We start from the raw sequence: 22,111 nt of genomic DNA, 5'->3' as shown, positions 1-22,111 counted from the left end.
GCGTCGAACCACACCATCTGCAGCATGACCCCGGCCTCGGGGTCCAATCGTCCTGCGGCGGCATCGAGTTCGTGGGTGGCGATCTCCGCGAACGCGGACCCGACGACCGACGCGACCTCGACCCGGTGCAGCACGTCGTCCACGTCGACGGCGCCCGTGGCCTGCACCTCGATCCGCCACTGCGGTGCGGCGCCGAGCAGACGCGCCCGCAGCATGTCGTGGTGATCGACGACGGCGGCGATCGTGCGCTTCAGCAGTGTCTCGTCCGCCGCGGCGGGCAGGGAGAGCAGCGCGGTCTGGGTGTAGCGGCGGAAATCGCCGCCGCGTTCGAGCAGCCACGCGGTGATCGGGGTGACCGGCATCTCGCCGATCCCGCCGCCGGGCAGTTCGTCGAGGACCACCACGTCGGCGGCGCCCGCCCAGGACGCCGCCTCGGCGAGGGCGGCCACGGTCTTGGCCTCGAACACGTCCCGCGGGGTGAGGACCACCCCGGCGGCCTTCGCGCGGGCCACCAACTGGATCGACATGATGCTGTCGCCGCCGAGCGCGAAGAACGAATCGTCCACACCCACCGATTCCAGACCGAGCACCTCGGCGAACAGGCCGGCGAGGACGGTCTCCATCTCCGTCGCCGGGGCACGGCCCGCCGACACCCGGGCCCCGAAGTCGGGTTCCGGCAGGGCGCGGCGGTCGAGCTTGCCGTTACTCGTCAACGGCAGCGTGTCGAGCACCACGAGGGTGGCGGGCACCATGTACGAGGTGAGCTGGGTGCCCACGAACTCGAGGGCAGAGGACACCTCGACGGTGGCGCCGGATTCCGGAACCACGTAGCCGATCAGCCGGTGGCCGCCGTGCCCGTCGTCGCGGGTGAGGACGACGGCCTGCGCGATGCCGCGGTACCGGAGCAGCGCGGATTCGATCTCGCCGAGTTCGATGCGGAACCCGCGGATCTTCACCTGGAAGTCGCTGCGGCCCAGGTACTCCAGCTGACCGTCGGTGTTCCACCGAGCCAGGTCGCCGGTGCGGTACATCCGTGCCCCGGGACGGAGCGGGTCGGCCACGAACCGGGTGGAACTGAGCCCGGCCCGGCCCAGGTAGCCGCGGGTGACCTGGTCACCCGAGACGTACATCTCGCCGATGGTGCCCGGGGGCACCGGGTGCAGGCGCCGGTCCAGGACGTGCACGTGCAGCCCGGCGATGCCGCGGCCGATCACACTGGCCGACGCCGATTCCGCGAACGCACGGTCGAGCGCGAGGTAGCTGACGTGGACCGTCGTCTCGGTGATGCCGTACATGTTCACCAGGGTCGGGGCGGAGTCGTCGTGCCGTGAGTACCAGCGGCCGAGCTGACCGAGGTCGAGAGCCTCACCGCCGAAGATCACGTACCGCAGCGCCAGTGCCGCCGCGTTCACGTCGATCTCCGAGACGATGCGGTCGGTTTCGGCGAGCTGATAGAACGCGGTCGGGGTCTGGTTGAGGACGGTGACCTGCTCGTTGCGCAGGAGTTCGTGGAACATCTCCGGCGACCGTGCCGTGTAGTAGTCGACGACGACGAGCCGGCCGCCGTGCAGCAGCGGACCCCACAGCTCCCACACCGAGAAGTCGAACGCGTAGGAGTGGAACATCGTCCACACGTCGTTCTCGTCGAACCCGTACAGCGGCTGGGTGTTCGCGAACAGGGTCAGCACGTTGCGGTGCGAGACGACGACGCCCTTGGGGCGGCCCGTGGACCCGGACGTGTAGATGACGTACGCCACCGACGCGGCGTCGAGCGGGGTGACCCGGTCGGCGTCGGTGATCGTCGCCGGCGACTGCTGCGCGAGGTCCGCGGTGGTCTCCGGGTCGTCGAGCAGGATCACCGGCGTCTCCGAGTCGGGCAGGGCGGAGACGTCGCCGGTGGTGGTGATCACGCAGTTCGGTGCGGCGTCCTCGAACACGAACGCCAGCCGGTCCGCCGGGTAGGTGATGTCGACGGGCAGGTAGCCGCCGCCGGACTTGATCACGCCCAGCAGGGCGATGATCAGATCGCAGGTGCGCGGCAGTGCCACGGCCACCAGCGTTTCCGGGCCCACCCCCTGGGCGATGAGCAGCCGGGCSAGCCGGTTCGACCGGGCGTCGAGTTCCGCGTACGTCAGCGCCACGTCCTCCGACGTCACGGCCGTGGCGTCGGGGAACCGGGCCACGCTCTGCGCGAACCGGTCCGCGAGGGTGTCGGTGCCCGCCTCCACTCCGGCGGTGTTCCACACGGTCRCCATCGCCGACCGCTCGGCGGCGTCGGTGACCACGATGTCACCGACCGGGGCCTGCGGGTCGGCGGTGACGGCGGTGAGGATTCGCAGGAACCGGTCGGCGAACGTGCGGACGGTGCCGGCATCGAACAGGTCGGTGGCGTAGATGAACGACGCGGTGATCCCCGACGCCACCCCGTCCGCGTCGAATCCTTCCTCGACGCTGAGCTGCAGGTCGAACTTGGCGACCTCGAGGTCGAAATCGACGGCGGCCGCGGTGAGTTCGGGCAGCTCGAGGCGCGGTGTCTCGTTGTTCCGGAACTCGAGCAGCGCCTGGAACAGCGGCGAGTGCGCGGTGGAACGCTCCGGCGCGAGGACGTCGACGAGCCGCTCGAACGGCAGGTCCGAGTGGTGGAACGCGGCGAGGTCGGTGGCCCGCACCTGATCGATCAGGGCGCCGAAACCCGCCGCCGGGTCGACCGCGCTCCGCAGCACCAGGGTGTTGACGAACATGCCGACCATGTCGTCGAGTGCGGCGTCACCGCGACCCGCGATGGGGGTTCCCACCGCGATGTCCTCGGTGGACGACAGCGCGGACAGCAGCACCGACAGGGCCGCGTGCACGGCCATGAACATGGTGGAGTTGTGTTTGCGCGCCAGCGCGGACAGCGCCCGGTGCACGTCCGCCGGAATCGTGAAGTCGACCTGCGCACCCCGGAACGACTGCTGGACCGGGCGCGCCCGGTCGGTCGGCAGCTGCAGGAGTTCGGGCAGGTCGGCCAGCTGATCCGTCCAGTACCGGAGCTGCTGGGAGATCAGCGACTCGGAGTCGCTCTCGTCGCCGAGCAGTTGCAGCTGCCACAGCGTGTAGTCGGCGTACTGCACCGACAGCGGGTTCCACTGCGGTGCGCTTCCCGCGATGCGGGCGGCGTACGCGGTCATGACGTCCCGGGCGAGCGGGGTGAGCGAGAAGCCGTCGGCGCAGATGTGGTGCACCACGATGACGAGCACGTGATCGTCGGGGGCGAGTGCGAACAGCGCCGACCGCATCGGCACGTCGGCCGTGACGTCGAAACCGGCGGTCGCGAGACCGGCGATGTGCTCGCGGAGTTCGGCCTCGGACACCTCGGTGATCTCGAGGTTCGGTGTCCACTGGCCGGGTGAGAGCACCACCTGGGTCGGTTCACCGTCGTGGGACGGGAAGACGGTCCGCAACGACTCGTGCCGGACGAACACGTCCGTCACCGCCGCGCGCAGCGATTCGACGTCCAAGTGACCGGTCAGCCGCACGGCGAGCGGGATGTTGTAGGCCGCCGACGACGTGTCGAACTGGTTGAGGAACCACATCCGCTTCTGCGCCAGCGACACCGGCACGTGCGCGGGCTGCGCCATCGGGCCGAGCGGCAGCCGCACGTGGTCGCCGTCGTGTGCCGGGGCGAAGGCCGTCGATTCGATCAGGCGGGCCAGCTCGTGGATCGTCGGCGCCTCGAACAGGGTGCGGACGCCGATGTCGGTGTCGAGTTCTGCGGTCAGGCGTGCGGCGACCCGGGTCGCGATCAGCGAGTTGCCGCCGATGTCGAAGAAGTTGTCGTCGATGCCGACCCGTTCGATGCCCAGGACCGTGGTGATGACGTCGGCGATCGTGTGTTCGAGGACCGTCGACGGCGGCCGGAAGGCGTCCGACGTGGGCAGGAACTGCGGTTCCGGCAGCGCCGACCGATCGAGCTTGCCGACCGGGGTGAGCGGGATCTCGTCGAGGATCATGATGCTCGACGGGACCATGTGCGCGGGCAGCAGATTCGCCGTCCACTCCTTCAGCTCCGGCGGTTCGAGCACCGACTCGGCCTCCGGCAGCACATAGGAGACGAGCACGGTGTCGCCGGCGGGACCGGGGCGGCCGAGGGTGACGGCGAACGCGACGGACGGGTGCCCGGCGAGTGCGCTGTCGATGTCGCCGAGTTCGATGCGGAAGCCGCGGATCTTGACCTGGAAGTCGGTGCGGCCCAGGTATTCGACCGTGTGGTCGGGCCGCCACCGCGCGAGGTCGCCGGTGCGGTACATCCGGTCGCCCGGGTCGCCGTAGGGGTTGGCGACGAACCGCTCGCTGGTCAGCCCGGCGCGGGCGTGGTAGCCGCGGGCCAGGCCCTCACCGGAGATGTAGAGTTCGCCGGCGACGCCGACGGAGACCGGTTGCAGCCGCGAGTCGAGGATCACCTCCGACACGCCGCGGACGGGGGCGCCGATGGTGACGGTCTCCCCCACCTGCAGGTGATCGCTGAGGTTGCTCATGATGGTGGTCTCGGTGGGGCCGTAGCCGTTGTACAGCGTGCGCCCCGGCGCCCAGCGGGTCACCAGTTCCGGCGGGACGGCCTCGCCGCCGGCGACCACGTTCTGGAACACCTCGAGACCCTCGGGGTCCACGGAGGCCAGCGCCGCGGGGGTGACGAACCCGTGGGTGACACCCTCGGCCCGGATCAGCTCCGCGAGTTCCTCACCGCCGTACACGGACGGGGGCACGATCACCATGGTCGCGCCGACGGCGAACGACAGCAGGTATTCGAGGACCGAGGCGTCGAAGCTCGGCGAGGAGAAGTGCAGGGCCCGAGACGCCGAATCCGTCGCGTAGCGGGTGCGCTGCTCCTCGGCGAAGTTGTCGAGACCGCGGTGGCTGACCACCACACCCTTCGGCTTGCCGGTGGACCCGGACGTGTAGATGACGTACGCCGGGTGCGCGAAGCGCAGCGGCACGACGCGTTCGTCGTCGGTCACGGTGTCGGTGGACATCGCCGCGACGGCGGCTTCGGTCTCGGCATCGTCGAGGGTCAGCCACGCCACCGCGGCGGGCAGCCGGTCGCGATCGGCGGCCACCCGCACGCCGAACGTGCACCCGGAGTCGGTGACCATGTGCTCGACCCGCTCCCGCGGGTAGGTCGGGTCGACCGGAACGAACGCGGCGCCGGTCTTGGTGATCGACCACACGGCGAGCACCGATTCGATGGACCGTGAGATGCCCAGGGCCACGATGTCTTCCGGGCCGACGCCGCGGCCGATGAGCAGCCGCGCGAGCTGGTTGGACCGTTCGTCGAGTTCCTGGTAGGACATCCGGCGGTCGCCGAACACCAGTGCGGTCGCGTCGCCCGACGCGGCGGCCGTCTCGGCGAACATCTGCGGCAGTGTGCGCACGGACCGGCCAGGCCTGCCGCGGGCCGGAACCAGTTCCGCTTCCTCGGCGTCGGTGAGCAGGCGCAGCTGCGCCAACTTCATCCCGGGGTGCTCGGCGAGCGCGATCAGCGCGCGGACGATCCGGTCGCCGATCCGCTCGACCGCGGCCCGGTCGAACAGATCCTCGACGTACTCGAGTTTCAGTTGCAGATTTTCGTGTGCCGAGGCGATCAGGGCGAGCGGGTAGTGCGCGGCGTTCGCGCTGTCGTGCACGTCGACGACGTGCATGCCGGCGATGTCGGTCTGCTCGGTCAGTCCCTCCCGGTCGACGGGGTAGGACTCGAACACGGTCAGCGTGTCGAAGCCGGCGCCCGGACCGGCCACCGACTGGATGTCGGTCAATCCGACGTAGTGGTGATCGAGCAGTGCGGCCTGCTCGCCCTGGATGCGTTCGAGCAGCTCCCCCAGCGTTTCCCGGGGGTCGAGGGTCACCCGCACCGGGAGCGTGTTGATGAACAGACCGACCATCGACTCGATACCCGCGATCTGCGGGGGCCGACCCGACACCGTCCCGCCGAAGACGACGTCGGAGCGGCCGACGAGGCCGCCCAGCACGATTCCCCACGCGGTGCGGATCAGGGTGCTGAGGGTCAGGCCGTGTTCGCGTGCGAGCACACTGAGCTGATCGGTGCGGTCGACGTCGAGTTCGACGACCAGTTCACTGGACTGCGTGTCGCTCTGGGCCGAGGCGTCGGCCGGGGCGAGCAGCGTCGGCTCCTCCACTCCGGCGAGGGCGCGCTGCCACACCCCGAGGGAGTCCTCGGTGCTGCGGTGCGACATCCACGCGAGGTAGTCGCGGTACGGATGCACCCGCGGCAGCGCCGTGGCGTCCCCCTCCGTGGCGTACAGGGTCAGGAGGTCGCGGATCAGCAGCGGCATCGACCAGCCGTCGAGCAGGATGTGGTGATTGGTGATGATCAGGCGCTGCTCGTCCGCACCGACCTGGATCAGCATGAACCGCAGCAGCGGCGGGGTGGCCATGTCGAACCCGCGGCGGCGGTCGGTGTCGAGGAGTTCCCGGACCTCGGCTTCGCGGCTCTCCTCGTCGAGTGCGGACAGGTCGATCTCCGTCCACGGCAGTTCCGCGTATCCGTGGACCGCCTGGACGGGGGTGCCGCCCTCGTCGTAGACGAACGACGCCCGCAGGTTCGCGTGCCGGTCGAGCAGGGCCTGCCCGGCCACCCGAAGGCGGGACGACACGGCGCCGCGCAGTTCGAGTGTCACCTGCACCGTGTACGAGTCGATCGACTCGTCGGCCAGCAACGCGTGGAACAGCAGTCCGGACTGCAGCGGCGACAGCGACCAGATGTCGGACAGCGCCGGGAAGCGCGACTCGATGCGGTCGATGGCGTCCTGGTCGAGGCTGACCAGTTCGAGGTCGGACGGGGTCACACCGCCGGCGTCGGGGCGGGCCGCGTACGTCGTGAGCGCGGTCAGTGCCCGGACCCACAGTTCGGCGAGTTCGCGCACCTCGGCGACGGTGAGGACGCCGGCCGCGTACGCCCAGGTGGCGCGCAGCTGAGGCCGGTCGTCGACCTCGGTGGTGACGGCGTTGACGTCGATGGCCGAGGTGACCGGAGTGTCGAGGTCCTGCGCCCGGTCCATGTCGACTTCACCGGTCGGCGTCCAGCCGGCGCGGGTGGCCGCCTCGGACAGGTCGGCGGCGAAGCGTCCCAGGTAGTTGAAGCTGATCTGCGGCAGCGACCGGGCCGCGAGCAGCGGTGCGGTGTCGGCGTTGAGGTACCGCAGCATGCCGTAACCCATGCCGTGGTCCGGGATGGCCAGCAACTGTTCCTTGATCGCCTTGATCGCCGACCCGGCGGCCCGGCCGCCGTCGAACGCGTCGTCGAGGTCGATGCCCGACAGGTCGAGCCGCACCGGGAACATGGCCGTGAACCAGCCGACCGTGCGGCCCAGATCGGCGCCCGGCACGACCTGGTCCTCACGGCCGTGGCCCTCGAGGCTCACCAGGGTTCCGTCGACGGACCGTCCGTGCAGAGTGTGGCCGCGGGTGCGCCGCCACTGGGTGACCGCCATCGCCAGCGCGGTGAGCAGTCCGTCGTTGACGCTGCCGTGGATCGCTTCCGGCAGGGCCGTGAGGACGGCCTCGCTGACCTCGGCGGGCAACTGCACCGTGACCCGGCCGACGGTCGCATTGACGTCGACGTCGGGGTCGAGCGGACGGCTGCCGACGAGCGGGTCCTCGCAGTCGAGGATGCGCTGCCACAGATCCAGTTCGCCCGCCCGGTTCGCCGCCTCGTCGACCAGTCCGTGCGCCCACCGGCGCATGGACGTGCCGACCTGGTCGAGGACCGGTTCCTGGCCTGCCGAGATCTGCGCCCACGCGGTCGCGAGGTCGGGGACGAGGATGCGCCACGACACACCGTCGACGACGAGGTGATGCGCGACCACGAGCAGGCGGCCGCCGGACTCCCCGGCGTCGAACCACACCACCTGCATCATGACCCCGGCCGCCGGATCGAGCCGGTCCAGCGCGGCGTCGAGTTCCGCGATCACGGTGGCCGCGAACGCCGGTGTTCCCGGGGCGGCGGACACCGCGACCCGGCGGATCAGGTCCTGCGCGTCCACCGCACCGATCGGGCGGACGGCGAGATGCGATTCGTCGGCGGAGACCATCAGCCGCGCGCGCAGCATGTCGTGCCGGTCGAGGACGGCCTGAAACGTGCCGATCAGCGGTTCGAGTTCGCGCAGGTTCGGCGGCGCGGTCAGCAGCGCGGACTGCGACATCCGGTTGAACTCGCCGCCCCGTTCGAGCAGCCACTTCGTGATCGGGGTGGTCGGCATGTCGCCGACTCCGCCGCCGGGCAGTTCGTCGAGGACGACGACGTCGGCGGCGCCCACCCACGACGCCACCGCCGCGAGACCGGCGACAGTCTTGGCCTCGAACACGTCCCGCGGGGTCAGCACGACGCCCGCGGCCTTCGCGCGGGCCACCAGCTGGATCGACATGATGCTGTCGCCGCCGAGCGCGAAGAACGAGTCCTCGACACCGGCGGATTCCAGACCGAGCACCTCGGCGAACAGTGTCGAGAGCACCTCTTCCATCTCCGACACCGGCGCGCGGCCGGTCGACACCCGGGCCCCGAAGTCGGGTTCGGGCAGCGCGCGGCGATCCAGCTTGCCTGCCGGGGTGAGCGGCAACTCGTCGAGGACGATCAGCGCGGACGGCACCATGTACGGCGCGAGGAACCCGCCGACGAAATCGAGGACGGCCTCCGGGTCGAGTTCCGCGCCCGCCGTGGGGACGAGGTAGCCGACGAGCCGGTTGGCGCCGGTGCTGCCCTTGTGCGCGGACACCACCGAGCGGGCGACGCCCGGGTAGCGGGTGAGGGCGTTCTCGATCTCGCCGAGTTCGATGCGGAACCCCCGGATCTTCACCTGGAAGTCGCTGCGGCCCAGGTACTCGAGCTGGCCGTCGGTGTTCCAGCGGGCTAGGTCGCCGGTCCGGTACATGCGGGCACCGAGGCCGCCGTACGGGTTGGCGACGAACCGCTCCGCCGTGGTGCCCGCCCGGTCCTTGTAGCCGCGGGCCAGACCGGAACCGGTGACGTACAGTTCTCCGGTCACCCCGTTGGGCACCGGGTGCAGGCGGGAATCGAGCACCATCTCGCCGGTGCCCATGGGCGGACGGCCGATGGTGACGCCCTCACCGGGCAGCATGGGTCCGGTCACGCTCGACACGACCGTCGCCTCGGTGGGTCCGTAGGCGTTGAACATCCGCCTGCCGCCGGTCACCCACTGCGCCACCAGCTCCGGCGGGCACACGTCACCACCGGTGGCGACGCACTCGAGCTGGTCGAGGCCCGCGGGGTCCACGGATGCCATGGCCGCCGGGGTGATGAACGCGTGCGTGACCCGGCCCTCGCGGAGCACGTCGGCGAGTTCGGCGCCGCCGATGACGGAGGCCGGGGCAATCACCATGGTCGCGCCGGATCCGACCGCCAGCAGCAGTTCCAGGATCGAGGCGTCGAAGCTCGGCGACGAGAAGTGCAGGGTCCGCGACCGCGGGGTGACCCCGAACCGGACGCGTTCGTCGGTGGCGAAGTTCGCCAGGCCGCGATGGGTGACGACGACCCCCTTCGGGGTGCCGGTGGACCCGGACGTGTAGATCAGGTAGGCCGGGTTCTCCAGCGCCAGCGGGTGCGTCCGGTCGGCGTCGGTGACGACGGCGGCGGAGTGCGCACTCACCTGGTCGTCGAAGCCGGGTGCGTCGACCACGACGTACGGGGTGCAGTCCGGCAGGGTGGGTCGGAACTCGGCGACGGTGAGCGCGAGCGCCGCACCGGAGTCGCTGAGCATGTGAACGATCCGGTCGGTCGGATAGTTCGGGTCGACCGGCACGAACGCGGCGCCGGTCTTGGCGACCGCCCACAGCGACAGCACCGACTCGGGCGAACGTGCCATCGCCAGCGCGACCACCGATTCGGGGCCGATGCCCCGCCCGATCAGCAGGCGGGCGAGACGGTTCGACCGTTCGTCGAGCTCCCGGTACGTCACCTCGCTGCCCTCGTAGGACAGCGCGGCCGCCTTCGGGTCCACGGACGCCGCCGACGCGAGGAGTTCGGGCAGGGTCCGCGGTTCGGCGTCGGGACCGTCCATCACCGGGGTGAGCGCCGCACGCTCGGACGCCACCATCAGGTCGATGTCACCGACCGCGATGCCCGGCTCGGACGTCACCGCGTCGAAGATCCGCTGCAGGTAGTCGGCGAAACCGGCGATCGTGGACGCGTCGAACAGACTCGACGCGTACGTGAATGCCGCGGAGATCCCGGCGGGCTCCCCCGACACCCCGAATTCCTCGGTCAGTGTGAGCTGCAGGTCGAAGTTGGAGATGTCGGTGGCCAGGTCGAGGCCGGTGACGGTCAACCCGGGCAGCTCCAGCCGCGGCCGCTCGTTGTTGCGGAACTCGAGCACCACCTGGAACAGCGGCGAATGCGACGTCGCGCGTTCCGGCGAGATCGCGTCGACCAGCCGCTCGAACGGCAGATCCGCGTGGTGGAACGCGTTCAGGTCGGTGTCGCGGACCGTGGACAGCAGGTCGGTGAACGTGCCGGACGGTTCGACCGGGGTGCGCAGCACCAGGGTGTTGACGAACATGCCGACCATGTCGTCCAGGGCGGCGTCGCCGCGGCCGGCGATCGGGGTGCCCACTGCCACGTCGTCCGTGTCGCCCAACCGGGCCAGCAACACGGCCAGCGCGGCGTGGACAGCCATGAACACACTCGAATTGTGTTCGCGGGCGGTCGTGATCAACCGGCTGTGGATCTGCTGGTCGATGCTGAAGGAGTGGATGCCGCCGCGCATCGACTGCTGCGTCGGGCGCGGGTGGTCCGTCGGCAGCGCGAGCAGTTCCGGAAGCCCGGCGAGCGTGTGCGTCCAGTAGTCGAGCTGGGCGGCGAGCAGGCTGTCCGGGTCGTCGGCGTTGCCGAGCACCCGGTGCTGCCACAGCGCGAAGTCGGCGTACTGCACCGGCAGCGGCGTCCAGTCCGGTGCCTGGCCCCCGGTGCGGGCCGCGTAGGCGGTCATCACGTCCCGCGCGAGCGGGGCCATGGAGAAGCCGTCGGCGCTGATGTGGTGGACGACGATGACGAGAACGTGCTCGCCGGGATCCGTGCGGAACAGGGCTGCGCGCACCGGCACCGACACCGTGACGTCGAATCCGGCGCCCGCCAGCCGCGAAATATGCTCGGGCAGCTGCTCTTCCGTCGAATCGATCGGCGACAGATCCGGCACCACGTCCTCGGTCGGCAGGATCACCTGGAGGGGTTCGCCCTCCACCATCGGGAACCGGGTGCGCAGCGACTCGTGCCGGTCCATCACGTCGGCGACGGCGTCCTGCATCGCGTCCTCGTCGAGGTCGCCGGTCAGCCGCACCGCGAGCGCGATGTTGTAGGCCGGCGAATCGAGGTCGAACTGGTTGATGAACCACATGCGCTTCTGCGCCAGCGAGACCGGCAGGTGGTCGGGGCGCACCCCGGCCACCAGCGGCGGACGTTCGGCGCCCTGCACGGCCTCGGACTCGATCCGGGTGGCCAGCGTCGCGACGGTCGGGGCGTCGAAGATCTCCCGGACCCCGATCCGGCTGCCGAGCGCGGCGTTGACCCGCGCCACCAGCCGGGTGGCCACCAGCGAGTTGCCGCCGAGGTCGAAGAAGCTGTCGTACACGCCGATGCGGGGTGCGTCGAGCAGGTCCGCGAAGATCGACGCGAGGATCTCCTCGATCGGGTTGCGCGGCGTGACGAATTCCGCTGACGGGCTGAGGAACTCCGGCTCGGGCAGCGCGCCGCGATCCAGCTTTCCGGTCGCGCCGAGCGGGAACCGGTCGAGCACGATGATGCGGGTCGGCACCATGTAGGCGGGCAGCGCCTCCGCCGCCGCGTCGCGCACGACCGCGGTGTCGATGTCGGCGCCCGCCACGGGGATCACGTAGCCGACGAGGCTTTCGCCGGTGGCCTCGCTGCGGTGCACCGTGACGACGGCCTGCGCCACCGACGGGTGCGCCAGCACGGCCGCCTCCACCTCGCCGAGTTCGATGCGCTGTCCACGGAGCTTGACCTGGAAGTCGCGGCGGCCGATGTATTCGATGTTGCCGTCGGCCCGCCAGCGGACCACGTCACCGGTGCGGTACATCCGCTGTCCCGGTGCGCCGAACGGATTCGCCACGAACCGGTCCGACGTCAGGTCACTGCGACCGACGTAACCGCGGGCCAGCTGAACGCCGGCCAGATACAGCTCGCCGTGCACCCCGACCGGCACCGGATGCAGCCGGGAGTCGAGGACGTACAGCTGCGTGTTCCACACGGGTGCGCCGATCGGAACCGAGGCCCGGTCGCCTTCCGTGCACTCCCAGAAGGTGACGTCCACGGCGGCCTCGGTCGGGCCGTACAGGTTGTGCAGCGCCGCGGATCCGAATTCGCGGAAACTGTCGGCAGTGGCCGGCGGGAGGGCCTCACCACTGCAGAACACCTGGCGCAGCGAACCGCACAGTTCCGGTTCGGCGCCCGCCGTGAACACGGCGAGCATCGACGGCACGAAGTGCATGGTGGTGACCTGGTGGTCGGCGATGATGTGGGACAGGTACGTCGGGTCCCGGTGACCGTCCGGCGCGGCGAGGACGAGTCGCGCACCGACCTCGAGGGGCCAGAACAGTTCCCACACGGACACGTCGAACGTGACCGGCGTCTTCTGCAACACCACGTCCGTGTGATCCATCCGGTACGTGTCCTGCATCCACAGCAGCCGGTTCGCGATCGCCCGGTGACTGACGGCGACGCCCTTGGGCCTGCCCGTCGACCCGGACGTGTAGATCACGTAGGCGGTCGAATCGGGGTGGATCGGACCGCCCCGCTCCGCGTCGGTGATCGGGGTGCTGGGCCGCCGGGACAGGTTCAGGGTGTCGATCTCGATCACAGCGGCGTCCGCGCTGTCGACGCCCTCGCACCGATCGCGGGAGGCGGTGAGAACGCAGGCGGGTTCGGCGCTCTCGATCACGTACGCGATCCGCGACGCCGGATGGTCGGGGTCGAGCGGCACGTACGCGGCCCCGGTCTTCTCCACCGCATAGATCGCGATCATCAGTTCCAGGGAACGGCGCAGCGCGACGGCCACCCGGGATTCGGGTCCGACGCCGCGGGCGAGGAGTTCGCGGGCCAGCCGGTTGGCGCGGGCGTCGAACTCCGCGTAGAGCAGTTCCTCTTCGGCGAACACCACGGCCACGGCGTCCGGGGTGCGGGCCACCTGCGACTCGAACAGGCTGACCAGGGTCGCCGGGTCCGGGACGGGAACGTCGGTGGCGATCCACTGCTCGAGCATCCGGTGCGTCTCGTCCGCGCCGATCAGGTCGAGGTCGCCGACTTTCGCGTCCGACCCGGCGGTGATGGTCTCGAGAAGGGTGACGAACCGTGCGGCCAGCGCCGTCATCGTCGGCGGGTCGAACAGTTCCGACGCGTAGGAGAACTGGACGTCGATCGCGCCCGGGGCGCCGGAGTCCTCGATGTGCTCGGTGAGGATGACCTGGAGATCGAACTTGGCGGCACCGGTCTCGAGTGCCTCGACCTCCACGTCGAGTCCGGGCAGCTCGAGCCTGGTGTTCGCGAATCCCTGCAGCACCAGCATCACCTGGAACAGCGGTGAATGTGCTTCGGAGCGCGTCGGTTTCAGTTCGTCCACGAGCCGCTCGTAGGGCAGATCGGTGTTGCTGAACGCCTCCAGATCCACGGAGCGGGTGTGCGAGAGGATCTCGGGGAAGCTGCGATCGGGGTCGACGGTGGTGCGCAGGACCACGGTGTTGACGAACATGCCGACGACGTCGTCGAGTTGCCGTTCTCCCCGGCCGGAGACCGGGGATCCGATCGACACGTCGGCCGACCCGGACGACCGGGACAGCAGGACCGCGAGCGCCGCGTGCACCACCATGAACAGGCTGGCGTCGTTCGCGCCCGCGATGTCGAGCAGCGCGGTGTGGATGCGTGCCGGAATCGTGAAGTCGGCGGTGGCGCCGATCATCGACTGCCGGGCCGGGCGCGGGCGATCCGTCGGCAGATCCATGACCTCGGGGGCACCGTCGAGGGTGCGGGCCCAGAACGCCAGCTGCCGGGACAGCAGACTCGTCGGATCGTCGGAGGATCCCAGCAGTTCGCGCTGCCACACCGCGAAATCGGCGTACTGCACCTCCAGCGGCGCCCACTGCGGGGCCTCGCCGGCGGCGCGGGCGTGGTAGGCCACCATCACGTCCCGGGTCAGCGGCGTCATCGACAGGCCGTCGGCGGCGATGTGGTGCACCACGAACACCAGCACGTGGTCCTCGGTCGCCGTCCGGTAGAGTTCCGCCCGGATCGGCGGTTCCACGGTGACGTCGAATCCGGTTGCGGCGTCGGCGATCAGGCGGGATTCGAGTTCGCTCTCGGCGACCTCGACTGCGTCGAGGTGCGGGCTCACCTCCGCGACCGGCAGCACTACCTGGATCGGACCGTTGGGGGTGTTCGGGAACACGGTCCGCAGCGATTCGTGGCGGGTGAGGACATCGCTCACCGCGGTCCGCAACGCCTCCACGTCGAGCGTGCCGCGCAGCCGGATGCCGACGGGAATGTTGTACGCGGGAGATCCGGTGTCCAACTGGTTGATGAACCACATCCGCTGCTGCGCCAGCGACACCTGCACCGGGCCGGATCCGGGCCGCGGCGCGAGCACGGGGCGGGCGGAGGTGCGGGGCCCGGCGGCGTCGACGCGGGCGCTGAGCAACGCGACGCTGGGCGCCTCGAACAGATCCAGCACCCCGATCTCCGTGCCGAGGGCAGTGTTCACCCGGGACACCACGCGGGTCGCGACGAGGGAGTCGCCACCGAGGTCGAAGAAGCTGTCGTCGACGCCGATGCGCTCGACTCCGAGCAGCGTCGCGAACACCTCCGCGATCTGCATCTCGGTCGGGGTCACCGGCGCCCGGTAGACGGTGGACGTCGCCTCGAACTGTGGTTCCGGCAACGCCTTCCGGTCGAGCTTGCCCGCCGGGGTCAGCGGGACCTCGAGGAGCTCCATCACCCTGGCGGGCACCATGTGCGCGGGCAGCGCGGCGGCGGCGTGTTCGAGGATGTCGCCGACGACGATCTGCGCGCCGTCCACGGGCAGCACGTACGTCACCAGTGCCGTGTCGCCGGACGGTGCGGTGCGGCCGACGGTGGTCGCGAACGCCACGCTCGGGTGCGAGCGGACGACGGCGTCGATCTCGCCGAGTTCGATGCGGAATCCGCGGATCTTCACCTGGAAGTCGGTGCGGCCGAGGTACTCCAGCTGTCCGGCGGCGTTCCACCGGGCCAGGTCGCCGGTGCGGTACATCCGCTCACCGGGTGTCCCTTGCGGGTCGGCGACGAACCGCTCGGCCGTCGGGACCGACCGGTTGTGGTACCCGCGTGCCACACCGTCGCCGGTGATGTACAGCTCGCCGGGCACCCCGGCGGGGACGGGGTGCAACCGCGAATCGAGCACCAGCAGACCGCAACCGCGGGACGGGCGGCCGATCGTCACCGGTTCGCCGACCGTCAGCGGTCCCGCGACGCTCGCGACGACGGTGGCCTCGGTGGGACCGTAGGCGTTGAACATGACGCGACCCGGCGCCCACTGCTGCACCAGCGCAGGAGGACAGCTCTCACCACCGGTGACGACGCACCGGATGTGGTCGAGTCCGGTGGGATCGACGGATGCCAGCGCGGCCGGCGTCACGAACGCGTGCGTCACCCGTTCGCGGCGCAACAGGTCGGCGAGTTCGGTACCGCCGTACACCGTCGACGGTGCCACCACCATCGTGGCGCCTGCGCCCACGGCGAGAAGCAGTTCCAGGATCGACGCGTCGAAACTCGGGGAGGAGAAGTGCAGGGTGCGCGACCCGGCGGTGACGTCGAACCGCTGCCGCTCGTCCTCGGCGAAGTTCGCCAGACCGACATGGGTGACGACCACACCCTTGGGAGTACCGGTGGAGCCGGACGTGTAGATCAGGTAGGCCGGATCCGCCGTCCGCAACGGCCGGAGGCGGTCGGCGTCGGTGATCGCGCCGGCGGCGTGCTGTTCCGTCTCCCGCCCGAACGACGCGTCGTCCATCACCAGCCACGGCGTGATCGCCGGCAGCGACGAGCGGTGCGCTATGGCGGTGAGACCGACGACCGCACCGGAATCGGTGAGCATGTGCTCGATGSGGTCGGCCGGGTAGTTCGGGTCGACCGGGACGAACGCGGCCCCGGACTTCGCGACCGCCCAGGTGGCCAGCACCGATTCGATCGAGCGCGCGATCGCCAGCGCCACAACCGAACCCGGCCCCACCCCGTGCCCGATCAGCATGCGGGCGAGTCGGTTCGACTGCTCGTCGAGTTCGGCGTAGGTCAGGGTGCGCCCCTCGTAGACGAGGGCGTCCCCGTCGCCGCCCGCCGCGACGGCACCGGCGAGCAGTGCGGGAAGCGTGCGGGGCTCCACCGCGGGCTCGTCGCGCACCGGTGCGAGTTCCGCGTACTCGGCCGGTTCGAGGAGGTCGACGTCCCCGATCGGCGCGGCCGGATCCGCCGTCACCGACTGCAGGATGCGGACGAAGCGGGCGGCGATTGCCTCCGCGCTGTCGCGGTCCCACACGTCCTTCGCGTACCGCAGCCGGCCGTTGATGCCGCCGGTCTCCGATTCGGTGAGGGAGAACACGAGATCCAGCCCCAGGGCTCGGTGTTCACGCTGGATCGGGCTGACCGTCACGGTCCCCGAGGAGTCGTGCGGATGGCCGCCGTCGGTGAACTCGAACATCACCTGGAACAGCGGCGTGTGCGACGGGTCGGGTTCGGCCACCACGGCAGCGACGAGATCGTCGAACGGCAGCGCCGCGTGCGAGAACGCGGCCCGGTCGGCGTCCCGGACCCGGCTCAGGTGGTCGACGAACGACGACGCCCCGTCCACCTGCGACCGCAGGACCGCCTTGTTGAAGAACGCTCCGGCTTCCGGGTCTTCGGAGTCGGTCGTGTCGCGCCCGACGATCGGTGTTCCGACCACGACGTCGTCGGTGTCACCCAGCCGGCCCAGCAACACGGCCAGCGCGGCATGCAGCGCGGTGAAGATCCCGGTGCCCGCCTCCTCGGCCAGCAGTGCCACGCGGTGCTGCACGCCGGCGTCGACGGCGAACCCGACGACCTCGCCCGCGCCGGCCCGCTCAGCCGGGCGCGGCCGGTCCAGCGGCAGCGCCGTCACCTCGGGCAGGCCCGCCAGCTCCCGCTTCCAGAACTCGAGCTGGGACTCCCGTTCGAGGAACCGCGCACCGAGGCGCGCGCTCTCGGCGTGGATGTCGGCGGTCCGCGTCTGCGGCTCCGCGGTGACGAATTCTTCGACCAGTTCCACGAACCGGCGGTGGTGCGCGCGCAGCTCCTCCGCGCCGTACCGGTTGGGGTTGCCGCGGAAATCGAGCAGTGTCTGGCCGTCGCCGCTCTGATAGATGTTGACCAGCAAGTCGTCCACCGGGCCCGACGTCACGATGTGGTACTCGCCGTTGACGGAGCCCAGCGTGAACGCCTGGTGGAACAGCATGACATTCACCATCGGGCCGGCGAGACCCTCCGCGGTCCCCGCGAGTCCGGCGTCGCGGCGGATGTCCTCGAGGCTGCACCGCTGATGACGCAGCGCACCCATCAGTTCGAGCTGCGTCCGCTGGACGAGTTCGGTCACCGTGTCCTCGGGGCGGACGGTGATCCGCAGCGGCGCGACGTTGACGAGCATGCCGCCGGACCGCTGCAGCGGCGCCGTGGTGCGCGCCGACACCGGCAGGTTGATGAGCACGTCCCGCCTGYCCGTCATGCGGGACAGATAGCAGGCGAACCCCGCGAGCAGGACGGCCGCCGACGTGGCACCGACCCGCTGATCCGACTCGCCGAGGAAACCCAGCGCGGATTCGGAGATCTTCGCGCTCTCGAGCCTGCTCTTCGCCGCCGCGGGGGCGTCGTGGGTGGCGAGCGTCGACCCGTGCTCGATGCCGACTATCCGTTCGGCCCAGTACAACCGGTCGTTCTCGAACCGGGTCGACTTCCGGTACTTCTGGTCGAGTGCGTACAGCTCGCGCAGGTCCAGCGCACGGTTCGGTTCCGGTTCGGTGCCCTCGATCGCCGCCGTGTACAGCGCCGCGATCCGGTTCACCATGGTCATGCCGCTGTACCCGTCGAGGGCGACGTGATGAATCCTGGTGTACCACAGGTAGTGCTGCTCACCGACCTGCAGGACGTTCATCTCGACGAGCCGGTCCCGGGTCAACCGCAGAGGTGTCGCGTAGTCCTCGTCGATCCACGCCTGCGCGGCAGACATCGGCTCGTCCTCGCCGCGGAAGTCGAGGAACCCGATCGACGGGTCGATCGTGAAATCGACCGCCTGATAGGGCTCCCCGTCGACGTCGAGCAGACGCAGGAACGGCGACTGGAACTCCTGACCGGCCCGCACTGCGGCATCGCTCAGCAGGTCCAGGTCGATCTCGCCCCGCAACTCGATGTACTGCGCGATGAACTTGGGGACCGTGGGGCTCAGTTGTTGGGCAAACCACATGCTCCGTTGCACCGAGGAGAGCGGGAAGGCCCCTTCGGGAACGTTCACATCTTCGGCGCCGTTATTCGGCTGCGGCGAATTCACACTCGTCATCTCGTTCCCCCAGCGGGTAGAAGACCTTGGATGCGCAAGTCCTGCGCGTGAGACGGACCAACCGACGCCGGTCTCCCACGCTGTACTGATCGTGCTGTACGTGTGGGCCCGGTGTGCGTCGATTCGTGATGTTCGTATCGGAATCGCCATCGATCGGCGACGGTCGGACCGGTCGAGCAGAGTGCGTCCCACGCTCCCCCGCCTCTGTCCGAGGCTCAGCGGAAGCGTTCGGCCTCACGTGCGAGTTGCACGAGGTCGGCGCACAGGGACTCCACCTCATGGGCCGCCGCACCTTCGGCAACGGCTGTCGCCACGTCCTCGGCGGCACATCGAACCTGGAAAACCCGGTCGACCATGGCGGAGGCTTCCTCCGAGGTGAGCACCACCGCATCGGCTGGGATGCTGGTGCCCTTGACCTGGGTGCGCTGCTCGTACGCGCGTTGACGGCACGATTGGCGGCAGTACCGGCGACGCCGGCCCATCCCCGTCTCTGCCACTTCGCGTCCGCACCACACACAGGAATCCGGTCTGCGGGAGGCGCTGGTCATGGTCGACCACCTTACTGCGCGGCGCCCCCGAGCCCGCCCGGTAAGATGTCGAGGTTGCATCTGCGCGGCGTGCGGGAACCAATCGGGAGGCCGTGGCGTTGTAGATGAGTGTGAACGCTTGGTGCTGGTCCAGGCGTGCTCGCGCGGAGACGAACGAGGAGAGGACACAACCATGGCAGATCGCGTACTTCGAGGGAGTCGACTCGGAGCGGTGAGCTACGAGACCGACCGTGACCACGACCTCGCGCCCCGTCGGATGGCCAAGTACCGGTGCGACAACGGTGAGGTCTTCGACATTCCCTTCGCCGACGATGCCGAGATCCCCGGTACGTGGCTGTGCCGCAACGGCCTCGAGGGAACCCTGGTCGAGGGCACGGCGCCCGAGGCCAAGAAGGTCAAGCCGCCGCGTACCCACTGGGACATGCTGCTCGAACGCCGTTCCAAGGAGGAACTGGAAGAGCTGCTGAAGGAGCGCCTCGACCTGCTGAAGGCGAAGCGCCGCGGAGCCTGACACAGGCCACCGAACCGTACGAACGCCGTCTCGGCTCTGCCGGGGCGGCGTTCGCCGCGTCCGGGGGGTGTGCGACCCCGCCTTCGGCGCGGTCCGGGGTGCCTGCGACCCCATTTTGGGCGGGGACGGGATGTTCGACACGGACAAGCTTCTGTAGGCCACTGGGCTGGTCACCGTCTCGACAGGACTCATCCAAGTACTCCGATCTGCTGAACGCGGGCGCGTTACATTCCGAGCACACCAAGCACCGAGCGTCACGCCCCGAACACGCAGTCGAAGAAACCACGTATGACCGACCTCCCGGGCTTCCATACCGTGTGAGAGGTAGGTCACATGACCGCTCTCAATCTACTATTCGGTACGGCGGAGTCAAGGGTTTGGTCTTCTCTTCGGGCAAATCTCACACCTGGGGTATGAAACCGGCACCCTGAAACCACGGCAGGTCCGGCGTTCACGATGTTCCGGGTGGTCAACCGCTCATTTCCACTACAACCGCTCACATTTCGTGGTATTTCCCCATCACCGCCCAAACCAAACCTTGCGGTCGGTTGAGCGGCGGCGGAGTGCGGTCATCGCACCGAGTGCGGCCGGTTCTCGCTGTCGTCCGGGTCGGTGTCCCTGCCGGTGTCGGGCGCGGCGTGCCGCGGCCGGCGCCGCGAACGCTCGAGGTGCGGCGCGATCGCGGCGAGAGCGTCCGGTGTCGTCATCGTCCAGTGCGTCGCGTCCACCGGGTGCTCGTCGATCCTTCCGCGCACGAACGGGCCCCAGCAGGTCACCGGGTCGACGTGGAAGCCGTCGTCGAGGGCGGCGGTGAAGAACACCAGTTCGCCGTCGAACATTCTCGGGCGGTGTCCGTCGATGAGGTCGGGGGCCCGCAGCGCGTTGCCGTAGATCCGGTCGAGTTCCGGGGCGGTGAGCGCCGCCAGCGGACCGCCGACGACCCGGAGCAGCGCGGCCGCCCGCTCGGCGTCGAACTGCCCGCCGGGCGCGAGTTCGTCGAGAACACCGTCGTCGGGCAGGTCCAGGCCGGCACCGCCGAGGAGATCCGCGGTGGTCGCGGTGTTCTCCACGCTGCGGTCGAGTCCGACGTAGCTGTCGAGGAGTCCGAGTAGACGCACCTCTTCGCCCGCCGCCTGCAACTGCACTGCCATCTCGTGAGCGATGACCCCGCCCAGCGACCAGCCCACCAGGTGGTACGGGCCGTGCGGCTGGATCGAGCGGATCTCCCGGACGTAGCGATCCGCGAAGTCGGTGATCGTCTCCGGGTGCGGCTCGTCCTCGGTCAGCGCCGGCGACTGCAGCCCGTAGATCGGCCGGTCCTCGGTCAGTTCCCGGCTCAGCCCGGCATAGCTCCAGGCAAGCCCGATGAACGGGTGGACGCAGAACAGCGGCTCCGCCGTCCCTCGGGTGCGGATCGGGAGCAGCACGTCGAGCGAGGCGCCGGCGCCGTGCACTCCGTCGGTCGCCGCGTTCTGGATGCGCTGCCCCAGCGACCGCGGCGTGGGGTCGGTGAACATCCACTGCAGCGGGAAGTCGATGCCCAGTTCGGACCCGAGCGCGGACGCGACCCGGGTGGCGATCAGGGAGTTGCCTCCGAGGTCGAAGAAGCTGTCCGTGGCTCCGACCCGGTCGATGCCGAGGACCTCGCCGAACACGGTGGCGACGGCCCGTTCGGCCGCGGTCCGTGGGGGCTGGTACTCGGCGGCGGCGGAGCGGACCTCCGGTGCGGGCAGGGCCTTGCGGTCGAGTTTGCCGTTGACCGACAGCGGGAGGGTGTCCAGGTGCACGACCTGCGCCGGAATCATGTACGACGGGACCCRGGTCGACAGGTGTGCGCGCACGTCGGACCACTCGGCCGCGCGCCGTCCCACCAGATAGGCGACGAGGGCTTCCTCGTCGCGTTCGTCCCGGTGCACCACCACGACCGCCTGCACCACATCCGGGTGCGCCTCCAGGGCCGACTCGATCTCCCCCAACTCGATCCGCTGCCCCCGCAACTTCACTTGGAAATCCGTACGACCCAGATACTCCAACGCCCCGTCGGCCCGGCGACGCACCAGATCCCCCGTCCGATACATCCGCCCACCCGCGACGAACGGATTCGCCACGAACCGATCCGAGGTGAGATCGACGCGACCGAGGTACCCCCGCGCCAACTGGTCACCCGCCAGATACAGCTCCCCCGCCACCCCGTTCGGCACCGGATGCAACCGGGCATCGAGCACATACACCTGCGTGTTCCACACCGGACGACCGATCGGCACCGACAGCGTGTCCGACGCACCGGTCTCCCAGTACGTCACGTCGACGGCAGCCTCCGTCGGCCCGTACAAATTGTGCAGACCCGCACCACTGACCGCCCGGAACCGCGACACCTGCTCCGGCGTCAGCGCCTCCCCCGAACAGAACACCAACCGCAACGAATCACACTGCACCACAGC

Annotated in this window: 4 protein-coding genes; 1 reads left to right on the top strand and 3 read right to left on the bottom strand. The window is 69.8% G+C overall.

What is annotated here, in order from left to right:
- Positions 1–18,611 (bottom strand): non-ribosomal peptide synthase/polyketide synthase (locus tag AC1DWT_RS39850; RefSeq protein ID WP_477924828.1); only part of this gene is annotated, 18,611 nt, incomplete at its 3' end.
- A 215-nt stretch (positions 18,612–18,826) separates the two neighbouring features.
- The gene (locus AC1DWT_RS39845) at positions 18,827–19,159 is read right to left on the bottom strand and encodes a hypothetical protein (protein ID WP_072946210.1); all 333 of its coding nucleotides are present in this window, start codon (positions 19,157–19,159) and stop codon (positions 18,827–18,829) included.
- A gap of 172 nt (positions 19,160–19,331) precedes the next feature.
- Here AC1DWT_RS39845 and AC1DWT_RS39840 point away from each other — a divergent pair, with 172 nt between their 5' ends.
- Positions 19,332–19,670 carry an RNA polymerase-binding protein RbpA gene (locus AC1DWT_RS39840; RefSeq protein ID WP_005255751.1) on the top strand — a complete coding sequence of 113 codons (339 nt, stop codon included), beginning with the start codon at positions 19,332–19,334 and terminating at the stop codon, positions 19,668–19,670.
- A gap of 569 nt (positions 19,671–20,239) precedes the next feature.
- Here AC1DWT_RS39840 and AC1DWT_RS39835 read toward each other — a convergent pair.
- On the bottom strand, positions 20,240–22,111 hold a 1,872-nt coding region (locus AC1DWT_RS39835), incomplete at its 5' end, for a thioesterase domain-containing protein (protein ID WP_477924825.1).

The organism is Rhodococcus sp. P4_B6 (assembly GCF_056402215.1).
The sequence above is the reverse complement of the archived record's forward strand: the minus strand, read 5'-3'. Positions and strand labels throughout refer to the sequence as shown.